This window comes from Candidatus Omnitrophota bacterium (assembly GCA_003598025.1).
Lineage (GTDB): Bacteria > Omnitrophota > Gorgyraeia > Gygaellales > Profunditerraquicolaceae > Profunditerraquicola.
Map to the genome: position 1 here is coordinate 164,086 of QZKH01000002.1, position 14,371 is coordinate 178,456.

13 protein-coding genes are annotated in these 14,371 nt (G+C 41.3%); all 13 read left to right on the forward strand.

All coding sequences use genetic code 11. From position 1 onward, the window contains the following. Nucleotides 1-53: 53 nt before the first annotated feature. On the forward strand, nt 54-860 hold the full coding sequence (larE, locus tag C4533_01060; GenBank protein RJP29844.1) for an ATP-dependent sacrificial sulfur transferase LarE: 807 nt from the start codon (nt 54-56) through the stop codon (nt 858-860). Beyond that, the gene (gene nifS / locus C4533_01065; GenBank protein ID RJP29611.1) at nt 857-2,020 is read left to right on the forward strand and encodes a cysteine desulfurase NifS; all 1,164 of its coding nucleotides are present in this window, start codon (nt 857-859) and stop codon (nt 2,018-2,020) included. The genes larE and nifS overlap by 4 nt, the downstream gene beginning before the upstream one ends. A 2-nt stretch (nt 2,021-2,022) precedes the next feature. Beyond that, complete coding sequence (locus tag C4533_01070) at nt 2,023-2,979, forward strand: biotin--[acetyl-CoA-carboxylase] ligase (protein RJP29612.1); 957 nt, start codon at nt 2,023-2,025, stop codon at nt 2,977-2,979. Between the two features lie 61 nt (nt 2,980-3,040). Beyond that, on the forward strand, nt 3,041-4,837 hold the full coding sequence (locus C4533_01075) for a TonB-dependent receptor (protein ID RJP29613.1): 1,797 nt from the start codon (nt 3,041-3,043) through the stop codon (nt 4,835-4,837). A 120-nt stretch (nt 4,838-4,957) separates the two neighbouring features. Beyond that, a complete protein-coding gene (locus C4533_01080) occupies nt 4,958-5,494 on the forward strand; it encodes a peptidylprolyl isomerase (protein RJP29614.1) in 537 nt (178 codons plus the stop codon). 49 nt (nt 5,495-5,543) lie between these two features. Beyond that, nucleotides 5,544-7,568, forward strand: coding sequence for an ATP-dependent helicase (locus C4533_01085; GenBank protein ID RJP29615.1), 2,025 nt, complete (start codon nt 5,544-5,546; stop codon nt 7,566-7,568). A 13-nt stretch (nt 7,569-7,581) separates the two neighbouring features. Further along, the gene (mnmA, locus tag C4533_01090; GenBank protein RJP29616.1) at nt 7,582-8,679 is read left to right on the forward strand and encodes a tRNA 2-thiouridine(34) synthase MnmA; all 1,098 of its coding nucleotides are present in this window, start codon (nt 7,582-7,584) and stop codon (nt 8,677-8,679) included. Next, on the forward strand, nt 8,676-9,599 hold the full coding sequence (nadA, locus tag C4533_01095) for a quinolinate synthase NadA (protein RJP29617.1): 924 nt from the start codon (nt 8,676-8,678) through the stop codon (nt 9,597-9,599). The genes mnmA and nadA overlap by 4 nt, the downstream gene beginning before the upstream one ends. A 2-nt stretch (nt 9,600-9,601) precedes the next feature. After that, on the forward strand, nt 9,602-10,243 hold the full coding sequence (locus C4533_01100) for a hypothetical protein (GenBank protein RJP29618.1): 642 nt from the start codon (nt 9,602-9,604) through the stop codon (nt 10,241-10,243). After that, nucleotides 10,240-10,866, forward strand: coding sequence for an RluA family pseudouridine synthase (locus tag C4533_01105; GenBank protein ID RJP29619.1), 627 nt, complete (start codon nt 10,240-10,242; stop codon nt 10,864-10,866). Before C4533_01100 ends, C4533_01105 begins: the two co-directional genes overlap by 4 nt. Nucleotides 10,867-10,870: 4 nt before the next feature. Next, on the forward strand, nt 10,871-12,694 hold the full coding sequence (locus C4533_01110) for a CPBP family intramembrane metalloprotease (GenBank protein RJP29620.1): 1,824 nt from the start codon (nt 10,871-10,873) through the stop codon (nt 12,692-12,694). 27 nt (nt 12,695-12,721) lie between these two features. Beyond that, nucleotides 12,722-13,468 carry an undecaprenyl-diphosphate phosphatase gene (locus C4533_01115; protein RJP29621.1) on the forward strand — a complete coding sequence of 249 codons (747 nt, stop codon included), beginning with the start codon at nt 12,722-12,724 and terminating at the stop codon, nt 13,466-13,468. Continuing rightward, on the forward strand, nt 13,465-14,364 hold the full coding sequence (locus C4533_01120) for a sugar kinase (protein RJP29622.1): 900 nt from the start codon (nt 13,465-13,467) through the stop codon (nt 14,362-14,364). The genes C4533_01115 and C4533_01120 overlap by 4 nt, the downstream gene beginning before the upstream one ends. Nucleotides 14,365-14,371 lie beyond the last annotated feature (7 nt).

The window sequence follows — 14,371 nt, forward strand, 5'->3', positions numbered from 1 at the left end:
TGGTTTGCTTAGCCGTTATAAAATAAAAAGGCCTCTATCTTTCCATGCAAACAATAGCTGCAAAAATTAAAAAATTAGAAAAAATAATCAAAGACATGGATTCAGCGCTCCTTGCGTATTCAGGCGGACTCGATAGCACTTTTTTACTCAAGGTTGCTTCGAAGGTATTAGGCACCAGCCTTATTGCGGTGACGGCAAAATCCGAAACTTATCCCGAATACGAACTTAGGTCTGCTAAAAAAAGCGCACGTAAGCTGAAAGTCAGGCATATTATTATCAAGACCAATGAGCTGAAGGACCCCAGGTTCAGCGCAAACCCCAAGAACAGGTGTTATTTTTGTAAAAAAGAATTATTTTCGCTTCTCTTAAAACTAGCTAAGAAGAATAATACCAGATTTGTTATAGACGCAAGTAACCTGACTGATAAAAAAGATTACCGTCCCGGAAGCGTAGCTAAGAAAGAGCTGGGAATACGTTCTCCGCTGCAGGAAGCAGGCTTTACTAAAGACGATATCCGTTCTGCATCTAAGATGCTTGGCCTGGATGTATGGGATAAGCCGGCTTTTGCTTGCCTGGCATCCAGGATCCCTTACGGCGATTACATAACTCCAAAATTACTTAAACGCATTGAGTATGCCGAAAGCCTGATAAGAGGCCTTGGCTTTAGGCAGAACAGAGTCAGGGACTACGGCCGTCAGTGCAGGATTGAAGTGCCGCTTGAGGATTTGCAGAGATTATTAAAATCAAGGGATTTAGTGATAGGAAAATTTAAAAAGCTGGGTTATAATTACATAACGCTTGATTTAGAGGGTTATCGCAGCGGCAGCATGAATACAGTTTTAAAGAAGGATAAGTTATGAAAAGAACATATCTTGATTATGCAGCAACCACCCCGGCCGACAATGAAGTAGTAGAGGCGATGAAGCCGTATTTCTCTGAAAAGTTTGGCAATCCTTCCAGCATACATTCATTCGGGCAGGAAGCAAAGCAGGCTATAGAAAAAAGCCGCAGGGATTTGGCTGATTTCTTAGGCGCAAAACCGGAAGAGATAGTTTTTACTTCCGGAGGTACCGAGTCTGACAATTATGCGATTGAAGGCGTAGCCTACGCCTTGGAAAAAAAGGGCAACCATATTATAACCAGCGCAATAGAACACCACGCAATTACTGAATGCTGCAGTTTTCTGGAGAAAAGAGGGTTCAAGGTTACTTATGTAAAAGTCGATAAATACGGCTTACTTGATCCGTCAGATATCAAGAAAGCAATTACTGATAAGACGATATTGATTTCAGTCATGCATGCAAATAATGAAATCGGCACTATCCAGCCTGTCGCTGAAATAGGCAGGATAGCTCAAGAGAACAATATATGTTTTCATACCGATGCTGTGCAGACTGTCGGCCACATCCCGGTTAATGTCAATGATCTGGGAGTAGATATGTTATCGTTGTCAGCCCATAAATTTTATGGCCCAAAAGGCGTGGGGGCGCTATATATTAGGAAAGGCACGCGCATAAACAGGTTCTTGCATGGCGGTGACCAGGAAAATGGCAGGCGTGCTTCTACTCATAATACAACCGGCATAGTCGGTTTAGGCAAAGCCATAGAATTATGCAGCAGTAAAATGAATGCAGAAGCAAAATTTCAGGCCAAATTAAGGGATAAACTGATAAGAGAAATCCCCAAAAGGATACCCGAATCATATCTTAACGGGCATGATGTAAAACGGTTACCGAATAATGTCAATTTCTCCATAAAATACATTGAAGGCGAATCAATGCTGCTTAACTTGGACATGCTTGGGATTGCCGCTTCTACCGGTTCAGCCTGTACCTCTACTTCACTTGAGCCGTCTCATGTACTATTGGCTATAGGGTTACCGCATGAAATAGCTCACGGTTCAATAAGGCTGACTCTGGGAAGATGGACCAAGGAAGAAGACATTGATTATATTCTGGAGCACCTGCCGAAAATTGCTGCAAAATTGCGCGCAATGTCCCCTCTTTATGAGAAAAAATAATCATGCAGGATAAAATAGTCAATTTGCTAAAAAGAAGGTCTGGATATGTCTCGGGTGAAGAGATAGCCCATCATCTAGGAATAAGCCGCCAGGGCCTATGGAAACATATCCAGGATTTAAGAAACTCCGGATATGATATAGTCGCTATACCGCATTTAGGGTATGAATTAGTTTCTTTGCCCGACAGGCTGTTTGCCTCTGAAATAACCTCGGGACTTAACACTAAATTCATTGGCCGCAAGATATATTATTTTGATCATCTATCTTCCACTATGGAAGTAGCTCTCCAGCTTGGCCTGAAGAACGCTCCAGAGGGGACGCTTGTTTTGGCGGAAGGGCAGAGCAAGGGAAGAGGCAGGCTTGGCAGAAGCTGGATTTCTCCAAAATTCAAAGGCATATACCTCTCGGTTATTTTAAGGCCCAAGATTTCCCCCAATGCAATACCGGTGATAACCCTATTATCCGCAGTGAGTATTTGCGAAGCCATACATAATATTACCGGATTATCCTGCCAGATAAAGTGGCCTAATGATGTATTAATCGCAAACAAAAAAGTTTCCGGTGTATTAACAGAATTGAATGCTGAAGCAGACCAGACTTCTTTTGTAATTATCGGCGCAGGTATAAATGTAAACAATGATAAAAAAGACCTTATTGCTTCGGCTACTTCGTTAAAAGAGCATAAAAAAAGCCCGATTGACCGGGTCAAACTGCTTCAGGAGGTCCTCGCCAGGTTAGAGCATAATTACATAATTTTCCAGAAAGGCTCAAGCGCCCCGGTGCTGGAGCGCTGGCGTGAGTTCAGCTCTACATTGAACAGGAGGATAAGGATTAATTCTTACAGGCTGCATATAGAAGGCCAGGCAATTGATATTGACTCCGACGGCGCGCTTATGATAAGAGAGGATAGCGGTATCATAAGGAAAGTCACGGCAGGAGACATAACACATTGTAGATGATTGTAAACCAAGTTTAAATAATAAGTTGACAATTAGGTTTCTCTAATTTATAATCGCTCTTATGCTGAAATTAAAAGTAAGGGCGGTTTTTTTTAGTTTTATTTTGTTGTTTATCAGTTCATATGCCCGGGCTGATTTCAGCCAGGAACTTGAGCCCATTGTAATTACTAAATCCAGGGTTCACCTTCTGCATCCTTTCACCCTGAGCCAGGATGCCCAAGAAACAGCATTATTCGGCTCTTTCATCCAAGAACTGCAAAAGCTGCCTTTAGACCTTCAAAGCCGTTCTCCTCTGGGAACGGTACAAACTGATTTTTCTTTGCGAGGCTCAACATTCCAGGGTGTTTTAATGCTCTTAAATGGACAGCGAATAAATGACCCCCAGACAGCGCACCATAATTCCGATATCCCGCTCACTAAAGAGGATATCCAGGGCATAGAAGTAATCCCGGGAGTCGGGTCTTCTATTTACGGCCCCGATGCAATTGGCGGTGCAATAAATATAAACATAAAAGAGCCAGAGGCTAACCATACGGTTTTAGAGTCTGCCATAGGTAATTATCAATCCGGCTACGGCCTTTTTAGCCTTTCCCGCAAGAATGATACTTCAGGGATAAGGTTTTCATTACAACGCGATGAATCTACGGGATTTTATACTGATACGGATAGTAAAGCCTTTACTACGTCTTTATCCGCTAAACACGGTTTTGATAGAGGTAAGTTTAATTTTTTTATGGGATACCAGGAGAAAGAGTTTGGCGCCTATGATTTTTATACGCCTTATAGCGGATATTTATCAAAAGAGTGGACAAAAACCTATTTATTAAATACAGGCTCGGACTTTGATATGGATGGATTAATAATAAGGCCTAATGTAATATGGCGCAGGCACTATGATAAATTTGAGCTTGATAAAACTCATACCCGGAGTAACTATCTCAACCATCACCGCACGGATATGTATACGCCTGGTATATATTTCCAGAAAGAAACCCGTAATTTAGGCAAGTTGGGAGCGGGATTTGAATACGGCCAGGAGATTATTAATTCAACAAATCTCGGTAAACACGACCGTCAGCATAAAAGCGTATTTTTTGATGACAGTGTCAATTTGTTTGAAAATGTTTTATTCGGCTTATCGGCAAGAATAGACGATTATGATAGTTTTGATGAAGTTGCAACCGGTTCAATATCTATGCGTTATATCCTTGATAAAATTAATTCTTTTTCGCTTGGATTATCGAAAAGCACACGCATACCTTCATTTACTGAACTTTATTATAGTGATCCTGTGACGCTTGGCAACCCTGGGCTTTCGGCTGAGGAATCACTTAATTATCAATTAGGATATGATTTTAACAACGGAGCTTACCAGGCCGGGATGCAGGTTTTTTTCAGGGAAGAAGAGGATTTTATAGACTGGGTTAAGCGTTCGCCTCTCCAAGCTAAGTGGCAGGTTGAAAATATCTCCAATGCGCAGGTTTCAGGATTAGAGAGTTATTTTAATTCCAGGTTAAATGATTTAGTCAAGATTGAGTCTAACTATGCTTATATCAATAAGCGCATACAGGATGATGGTCTCTTGTATAAATACGGGCCTAATTATATGCGGCATTTGGTAAATATCTATTCTATCTTCGGCTTTGATTTCGGCCAGCAGGTAATCGGTTTCACCTACAAGAAAAAACCGGGAAGGCGCGGCTGGCTTATAATGAATACAGCCTTTAGCTATGATATTAACAGAAATTGCAAGCTCTTCTTTAAAGTATCCAACTTACTCAATGTCGAATACCAGGAAATCGCAGGCATACCTCAACCCGGCAGGTCATTTGAGGCAGGGGTGAGATTTAAGTGGTAGAAGTAGATTAGTCCACTGTTCACAGATTACGGTTCATAGAATATTTATGTGAACTGCACACCATGAACTGTGAACTATATAAATAATTGCATTTCAATCTATCGCTGATATAATATCCCTATGAAAAAGCTGCTGTTTTTTTCTATTCTTTCTTTAGCTTTTTTTGCCACCCGCGGCTTTGCAGAAGGAGGAGATATCGTGGTATTAGAAACCAACCAAGGCAGGATTGAAATAAAACTTATGCCTGATATAGCGCCTAAGGCATGCCAGAATTTTAGAACGCTTGTTGAAGAAGGATATTATAACGGCTTAATCTTTCATCGGGTCATCAAGGGTTTTATGATACAAGGAGGAGACCCTACAGGTACAGGTATGGGAGGGGTTTCTATCTGGGGTAAGCCTTTTGCGGATGAAGTGAGTATTAATGTTGCATTTGATAAGCCGGGGTTGGTCGCTATGGCTAATTCCGGGCCGAATACAAATATGAGCCAGTTTTTTATTACCACAGCCATGACCCCATGGCTTAATATGCGCCATACAATATTTGGCGAGGTAATTTCAGGTTATGATGTTGTCCAGAATATTGAGAATGTAGCTACAGACGCCTCTAATAAGCCTATCACCAGGCAAGTGATAACAAAAGCTTATTTGAAATAATGCCCGTCGTTTCTTAACCCTCTTCTAAGTTAAGCACCGGAAAATTTAAATGGCTAAAGTCATAGATTATTCCAGCGAGTTAAATAAAGCCCAATTACAGGCTGTTGAGTCTACCCGGGGGCCGTATCTGGTTATAGCCGGAGCAGGCAGCGGCAAGACAAGGGTATTGGTATATAGGGTCGCCTATCTGGTTGAAAACGGGGTAAGCCCGGAAGAGATACTCTTGCTTACTTTTACGCGCAAGGCTGCTGAGGAGATGCTCAGGCGCGCAAGTTTATTATTGGATAACCGTTGCCAGAGGGTCTCAGGCGGGACTTTTCATTCTTTCGCCAACCTGATGCTCAGGAGGTATGCCAAATTCCTGAGTATGCCGTCTAACTTTACCATATTAGACCAATCTGATGCCGAAGACGCCATCAATCTTATGCGTGCGCAGCTGGGGCTCAATAAGACAGAAAAGCGTTTCCCGCGCAAAAAAGCCGTTCATGAAATAATTTCAAAGAGCATTAATAAGGCACAACCGATTGAAGATGTGCTATATGAAGAATACCCTCATTTTATGGAATGGACGGAGGAGATAAAAAATATCAGGGACAGCTATAATAAATATAAGGCGTCTAAATTCCTTCTGGACTATGACGATCTGCTGATATATTTCAGGGACCTTCTTGTTAAGAATGAAGATATCCGTGTCAAACTTTCCAAAAGATTTAAATATATTATGGTGGATGAGTACCAGGATACAAATAAGCTGCAGGCTTTTATAGCCTGTTTATTAGCAAGCGAGCACCATAATATTATGGTCGTAGGTGATGATGCGCAGAGTATTTATTCTTTTAGAGGCGCCAATTTCAGGAATATACTCGATTTCCCGAAGATCTTCAAGGAAGCCAAAATCATTACCCTTGAAGAGAATTACCGTTCGACACAGAAGATACTCAATCTTACTAATGATGTCATACGTTATTCTAAGGAAGGGTTTGAAAAGAACCTCTACACCAAGAGAAAAGGCGGCTCAAAGCCTGTTTATATTGAGACAAGAGATGAGAACGGCCAATCAAAGTTTATCGCCGATAAGATACTTGAGCTAAGGGAAGAAGGCGTAGAGCTTAAAGATATAGCTGTATTGTTCCGTTCAGGATGGCATTCTAACGATTTAGAGATAGAACTTTCTTCAAGGGATATACCTTTTGCTAAATACGGAGGGCAGAAGTTTGTAGAGGCAGCGCATATAAAAGATATAGTTTCGTATCTGAGGATCATGCATAATGCAAGCGATGAAATAAGCTGGCACAGAATACTCCTTTTAATGAGAGGCGTCGGCTCAAAGACAGCTACTCAGATTATTAATGAGATATTGGTGCATAAACAGTATTCCGGGATAGATTCAAAGTTTACCAGGAAAATAGAAGACCTTAGGGCGCTCTTTGAGATATTTCACGGGTTAGATGATTGCTCTTTGACCAAACCCGCGGAGCTTATACGTATTTTTATGAAGCATTATGAGCCGCTGCTTAAGGAGAAATACGATGATTTTAATAAGAGGTTAGGCGATTTGGATTCTTTAATAAGGATAGCTTCCAGGTATGATTCGCTTGAGAATTTCCTTGTAGACTTAGCACTCGAGCCTCCGGAGAGAAACATAATAGAAGCAGGCTTAAGAGATAAAGATGATTCCGGAGTTACTTTGTCCACGATACATTCTGCTAAAGGCCTTGAATGGCATACTGTTTTCATAATCTACGTTGCTGAAGGGCACCTGCCTTCTTATTTAAGCCTTGAAGACGAAGAAGCTATAGAGGAAGAACGAAGATTGTTTTATGTCGCATCAACCCGGGCAAAAGAGAACCTGTTTTTGTTAAAACCGCATATTGACAGAGCCCCCAGGAATTATTTTGATAATGCAGGTTCTGTGATAACCGAGGTATCCCGTTTTTTGCGGGAGGCAGATATCATGGATAAACACCTTGATATATTAGAGATGCAGCACTATGCGGAGCATAACTACGCGACCGGCAAAAACGGAATGCTGGAGATGATGAAAGACTATTTTCGTTATATCGATGATATTTAACTTATAATATAAGATGAAGAAAAGAGTAGTGGTAGCCATGAGCGGGGGGGTTGATTCTTCAGTTGCTGCTGCCCTTCTTTGCGGCAAAGGCTATGAAGTTATCGGCCTTACAATGTGTTTCAATTTATCTGAAGAGGGTAAGAGGCGCAGGATCCCATGCTGCGGTATTGAAGGCATAGAGGATGCAAGAAGGGTCGCACACAAGCTTAAGATCAGGCATTACGTTGTTAATATGCAAAAGTATTTGAAAAGATACGTTATTGATGATTTTATCCAGGAATATTCTGCAGGCAGGACTCCTAATCCTTGCGTCAGGTGTAATCAATTCCTTAAATTTGATATATTGTTGAAGAAGGCACTTTCTTTGGATGCAGAATATCTTGCTACCGGGCATTATGCGCGCATCGAAAAAGTCACCAGCCGTCAGCCGTCAGCCGTCAGCTTTAAGCTAAGAAAAGGCAAAGATAAGAATAAAGATCAGTCTTATTTTCTCTATCGATTGAATCAGGCGCAATTAAAACACATATTATTCCCTTTGGGGGGCTATACAAAACAGGAAGTAAGAAGCTTGGCTAGAGATTTTGGTTTAGCTGTTGCTGATAAGGCAGGGAGCCAGGAGATATGCTTTTTACCGGATGATGATTACAGAGTTTTTATAAAGGGGAAAATTAAAGGCGATGCCACAGGGGATATTATAGATGGCAAAGGTAACATATTGGGCAGACATAGGGGTATAGCCTATTATACTATAGGCCAAAGGCAGGGTTTAGGGATTGCTTTAGGTTACCCTGCATATATAATTGGCATCGAAGCCAAAACTAACAGGATAATAATCGGGCCAAAAGCCCAGGCTTTAAGCAAGTCTTTTATGGTGAAAGAATGCCATTTTATAGCCGATTTCCCGGAAAAGAAGATTGCTGCAAAAGTCAAGATAAGGTATAATCACAAAGAGGCTCCTGCGGATATCTATCCTATGGGTGAAAAAATAAGAGTAGCTTTTAAAAAAGCGCAGTTTGCCGTTACTTGCGGGCAGTCGGCTGTTTTTTATGACAAGGATACTGTTTTAGGCGGCGGGATTATAGATTGCATTCAGGAGAGAAAGGAAAAATGAGCAAAATAAGTTTTAGAAATGACCTTCAGAAGAAAATAAAGGATTTAAAGAAGAAGCGTAATGCGGTTATTCTGGCCCACAACTATCAGTTGCCCGAAGTCCAGGATGTCGCTGATATAAGAGGGGATTCCCTGGAATTAAGCAGGGCTGCGGCAAAGACTGATGCCGAAGTGATAATTTTTTGCGGGGTCCATTTCATGGCTGAAACAGCATCTATCCTTTGCCCGGATAAAAAAGTGATCGTGCCTGATATTAATGCGGGCTGCCCGATGGCAAATATGCTGACCGCGCAGGATTTAAGAAAGCTAAAAGAAAAGCATCCTGGCGCAGTAGTAATAGGCTATGTTAATACATCCGCAGAAGTTAAAGCCGAGCTTGATGTTTGCAGTACATCCACAAACGCTATTGCCGTTGTAAACGCCTTCAAGGATAAGAAAGATATTATTTTTGTGCCTGATAAATGCCTCACCGATTATGTCTCAAGGAAAACAGGGAAAAAACTTATATCCTGGAATGGTTTCTGTCCCACTCATGTAAAGATCATGCCGGAAGATATCACAAGAGAAAAGAAATTCCATCCTAAAGCCAAGGTCATAGTTCATCCTGAATGCCTGCCTTCTGTGGTTGACCTGGCAGATGCTGTGTTATCAACGAGCCAGATGGCTAAATTTGCAAAAGATAGCGATGCTAAAGAGTTTATTATAGGCACGGAAGTCGGTTTAATTTACCGTTTAAAACAGGATAACCCCAATAAGGAATTTTATCCTGCTTCAGAGCGGGCAGTCTGCCCTAATATGAAGAGGACCACTCAGGAGAAGATACTTTGGGCTTTGGAAGAGTTGCAGACAGAAGTAAAGGTGCCTGATGTTATAAGAATGCGCGCAAAGAAGGCAATTGATAAAATGCTCGAAATAATCTAGTAATGCTTAAACTTTCTCCTTCCAGCCTTAACCTGTTCGTTGATTGTCCGAGATGTTTCTGGCTTTATGTAAATAAAAATATAAAAAGGCCGGGGCCTCCTGTGGCTTCTATTGCCAGCGGGTTAGACAGGGTCCTTAAGGCATACTTTGATACATTCAGGAAAAATGGAAACCTCCCGCCGTTTTTATCAGGCAAAATACCGGGGAAATTAATGCTGGATATGCCTAAGAAGGGCTGGTTGGATTTTTATGACCCTGAGCTTGAGGCAAAATTGGGCGGATATTTGGATGAATGCATACATCTGGACGATGGTAAATATGCGGTATTAGACCATAAGACAAGGGGCAGCGCGCCTCAAGAGGTCCACCGGTCTTATCAGCTTCAAATGGATGCCTATACTTTCCTCCTTGAACAAAATAATTTGCCGACAAACAGGACAGCCTATATTGTTTATTATATACCAGAGAAGATAGGTTCTTTAAAAGAAGTGAGTTTTGATTTTATTCTAAAAGAACTTAAAACTGACCCCGAGAGGGCTGAAGATATTTTCCATAGCGCCGTAAATACGCTTGCTTCTGCCATCCCGGAAGTAAATAAAAACTGTGATTTTTGTAAATGGCTTGATACATCAGGTGTAAAATGAACATAGAGGTTGTATACGAGGACGATTGGCTATTGATTATAAACAAGCCATCAGGGATGCTCACTATCCCTGCTCCCGGTAAAATAAATAATACCGCTACTGATATACTGAATAAAGATGCGCTAAACAAGAATAAGGCCTATCGCCTGCATCCATGCCACAGGCTTGATAAGGAGACCTCCGGCTTATTGATTTACGCAAAAGGAAAATCTACCCAGTCTAAAATAATGCGGATTTTTAAGGAAAGAAAGATAAAGAAGGCTTATCTTGCTTTGGTAAGCGGGAATTTATCCAGGCCTCAGGGCAGGATAAGTTTTCCCGTTGATAGCCAGAGTGCTGTTACCGATTACCGGGTTAAAGAGCACAGAAACGGTTATGATATAGTCCAGGTTTATCCTTTAACAGGCAGGAAGAACCAGATAAGGATACACTTTAAACGGATAAATCATCCGGTCCTTGGAGAAAGAAAATACGCTTTTGGAAAGGATTTTAAAATAAAGGCTAACAGACTTTGCCTGCATGCATCATCTCTTGAATTCGTGCATCCGGTAACCGGCAGGCACATAAAAGCAACCGCCCCCGTGCCCAAAGCGATGGAGTCTTTTATTAACGCGCATAACTAACATAATGAAAATATCCATAAAGTCTTTTGTCGTATTTCTGGCGCTTGCGGTAGTTTTATTTTTTGCCTGGTATAAATTTTCTTATCCGCGGTTTGTCTTAGTCGACCTTTCCGTAGATAAAACACAGGCAGTATCAATCGCTGAATCCTACCTGCGTTCAGAGGGTGTCAATCCGGAACATTATTCCACTTCGGTTGCCTTTAATTACGACAGGTGGGCCGACCGTTATCTGCAGAAAACCATCGGGTTCAATAATAGGAAAGATTTCATAGAGAAGGAAGGGTACGACCTTTTTTATTGGACAGTCAGATTCTTCAAAGAGTTCCAGAAAGAAGAATTTGATGTAAAACTAAGTTCTAAAACCGGGCAGATTATCGGATTCAGGCACCAGATCGAAGATATCGAGCCGAGAGCTGATTTAGGGAGCGATGATTCAAAGCGCATAGCTGAAAATTTTCTAAAAGAACATTACCAGATAGATTTAGGTGCATACGATATACATAAAGCGGAGGTTAAGAAATATGACGCCCGCCATGATTATATCTATTCCTGGGAAAAGTCAGGAGTTTATATCCCCTGGTCCAATGACGAGGGTGGCGCAAAACTGATAACGGGAGTAACCATCTCTGGGAAAGAAGTCCGTGAGTTCTCCGTGAAAGGCCTGGAGATACCGGAGAAATTCCAGCGTTACATCCAGAGGCAGCTTTTATTCGGCCAGCATTTATCAAGTTTCTCCTTTATCCTTCTAGTTATATTCCTTATTTTTTCCGTATATACAGTTGTTAGGAAGAAACATACAGTTGTTGTGCGCTCAACAAAGAAGCTGTACATATATATCGCCCTTGTCCTGGCAGGATTGCATTTGATTAATACCGCCAATAATTTCCAGGTCATATTGATGGATTACGATACAAGCGTAAGTATATTATCTTATCTTTGGCTTGCTATATCCAGATCGGTTATCTTTATTTTTATAATCAGCATATTGTTTATTTTCCCCGGCCTGGCAGGAGAAGCGCTAAAAAACGAAGATAACAGTTTAAATAAATCTACTTCCCTGTATTATTACCTAAAGACTACATTTTTATCCAGGGATGTTTGTGCTTCGGTAATGTTCGGTTATTTGATTTTTCTGATAATACTCGGCGCCCAGGCTGTTTTGTTTTTTCTTGGGCAGAGGTACATGGGGGTTTGGCAGGAGTGGAACAGCCTTACCCGGTTCTCAAATGCCTATATACCTTTTTTGAGCGCTTTTATAATCGGCATAAGCGCAGGCCTTAATGAAGAGATAGCATTCCGTTTATTCGGCATAAATTGGGTTAACAGGTATGTCCGCAGCATCCCGTTGGCTATTTTGGTAACTTCAGTATTCTGGGGTTTTGGCCATGCAAGTTATCCGATATTCCCTGTTTGGTTTAGAGGCATAGAGGTGACTATTATCGGCTTGTTCTTAGGGTTTGTGTATGTCAGGTATGGGTTGCTGACTGTTATAATTGCGCATTACTTAATTGATGTCTTCTTTGGCGTCTCAGCATATATCTTAGGCAGGAGCTCTTTTCTGCTTGCGGCTAGTTCAGTATTTGTTTTAGCCATACCTTTCATTTTCGCCTTGGCAGCTTTCATCTTTAACAGAAACGCCGAAGAAAAAAATATTGAGTTAGCTTTAGATAAAATTCAGAGTTATAATTTAGGGATTCTTGTTACGTATATATCGCGAAAAAAGCATGATGGTGTATCTGAAGCCCGGATAAAAGATGAACTTTTGGAGAATAACTGGGATTCAGATATAGTTGAAGCCGGGCTAAGAAAAGTTTTCGGCGGTAAATGATTTTATAACTTCACGGAGGCAGTTTTTATGTTAAAGTTTATAATCCTAGGGGTAATCCAGGGGGTGACAGAGTTTTTACCGGTAAGCAGTTCAGGGCATCTGGTGATATTACAGCATATATTCGGTGTTTCTGAGAAAGAGCTGGCAATAGCTTTAATCCTGCATCTTGGCACGCTGCTTTCTCTCGTTGTTTTCTTCTATAAGGAGATAATCGGGGCCTTAAGGGACAGGCAAAAGATCCTGCTGATTATAATTGTAACTGCCGCGACAGGGATAATTGCTTTATCTGCAAAGGACTTTTTTGAAAGCCTGTTTAACGATATAAAACCGGTAGGAATAAGCCTTTTTGTAACCGGGATTATGCTTGTGCTAACTAAATTTATTAACACAGGCATAAAAAGGGATTCGATATCCAAAAAAGATTCTTTACTGATGGGCATAGTGCAGGGGATAGCTATAATACCCGGTATTTCACGTTCGGGCTCAACAATCTCTGCTTTATTATTTAGAGGAATAGACAGGAAGGCCGCTTTCAGTTTTTCTTTTCTGGCTTCTATACCTGCTATTCTGGGAGCTTTTATATTGGAGTTTAAAGAAGTTGAATTTGGGATCAAAGGTGATGCCTTAAGTATGTGTGCCGGGCTCTTCTTCAGTTTTATTTGCGGGATAGCTTCGCTTTGGCTGCTCAAGAGGGTATTAATCAAGGATAAATTGCATTATTTCGGATATTATTGTATAATTCTTTCAATCGTCGTCTTAATGTATATAAAATGAGCGTATTAGTATTAGGTACAGTAGCTTTGGATACAGTAAAGACTCCTGCGGGCCTGCGTAAGCATATGCTCGGAGGCTCAGCTGTCCATTTTTCTATGTCAGCGCGCCTGTTTACCCGCGTGAATATGGTCGCGGTAGTCGGAGACGACTTCCCGGACAAGTATATGAATTTCTTGAACAGGAAAGGAATTGTTCTGACATCTTTGATTAAGAGCTACGGCCCGACGTTTAAATGGTCCGGAGAATATAAAGGAGATTTAAACTCTGCCTTAACCTTGAGCACCGAGTTGGGCGTGCTTTCAGCTTTTAAGCCCCGCGTTTCTTCCGAACAGAGAAAGATAAAAAATGTCTTTCTGGCAAACATCGACCCTGATTTACAGAGGCATTTATTGAGCCATATGCATTCTCCGAGGCTCACAGCCTTAGATAGCATGAATTACTGGATAAACAATAAAAAGCGTTCTTTGGTCAGGTTGTTAAAAAGCGTGGATATATTTGTAGCTAATGACCAGGAAGCGAGGGATCTGTCAGGCGATTATAATCTGGTTAAGGCTGCCAAGGGATTAAGGTCTATGGGCCCTAGAATGGTCTTGATAAAAAAGGGGGAACATGGCGTGTTGTTCTATTGTGATAAATTTATATTTTCGCTTCCGGCATATCCTACGAATAAAGTCATTGATCCGACAGGCGCTGGAGATACCTTTGCCGGAGGGTTTATGGGTTATTTAGCCAAAGCAAAAAGAATAAACGAAAAAGCCGTAAAAAATGCCATTGTCTACGGGACCATCGCTGCTTCGTTCAGTGTGGAAGGTTTCGGCGTAGATAAGACAGCCAATATCTCCAGGGCAGACCTTGATAAGAGGGCCCGGTTATTCCGCAAATACGTTTCTTTTTAGTAATTAA

Coding starts and splice junctions, on each gene's coding strand:
- C4533_01080 (RJP29614.1), top strand. CDS start 4,958: ATGAAAAAGCTGCTGTTTTTTTCTATTCTTTCTTTAGCTTTTTTTGCC.
- C4533_01110 (RJP29620.1), top strand. CDS start 10,871: ATGAAAATATCCATAAAGTCTTTTGTCGTATTTCTGGCGCTTGCGGTA.
- C4533_01100 (RJP29618.1), top strand. CDS start 9,602: ATGCTTAAACTTTCTCCTTCCAGCCTTAACCTGTTCGTTGATTGTCCG.
- C4533_01075 (RJP29613.1), top strand. CDS start 3,041: ATGCTGAAATTAAAAGTAAGGGCGGTTTTTTTTAGTTTTATTTTGTTG.
- C4533_01105 (RJP29619.1), top strand. CDS start 10,240: ATGAACATAGAGGTTGTATACGAGGACGATTGGCTATTGATTATAAAC.
- nadA (RJP29617.1), top strand. CDS start 8,676: ATGAGCAAAATAAGTTTTAGAAATGACCTTCAGAAGAAAATAAAGGAT.
- C4533_01085 (RJP29615.1), top strand. CDS start 5,544: ATGGCTAAAGTCATAGATTATTCCAGCGAGTTAAATAAAGCCCAATTA.
- mnmA (RJP29616.1), top strand. CDS start 7,582: ATGAAGAAAAGAGTAGTGGTAGCCATGAGCGGGGGGGTTGATTCTTCA.
- C4533_01115 (RJP29621.1), top strand. CDS start 12,722: ATGTTAAAGTTTATAATCCTAGGGGTAATCCAGGGGGTGACAGAGTTT.
- C4533_01070 (RJP29612.1), top strand. CDS start 2,023: ATGCAGGATAAAATAGTCAATTTGCTAAAAAGAAGGTCTGGATATGTC.
- C4533_01120 (RJP29622.1), top strand. CDS start 13,465: ATGAGCGTATTAGTATTAGGTACAGTAGCTTTGGATACAGTAAAGACT.
- nifS (RJP29611.1), top strand. CDS start 857: ATGAAAAGAACATATCTTGATTATGCAGCAACCACCCCGGCCGACAAT.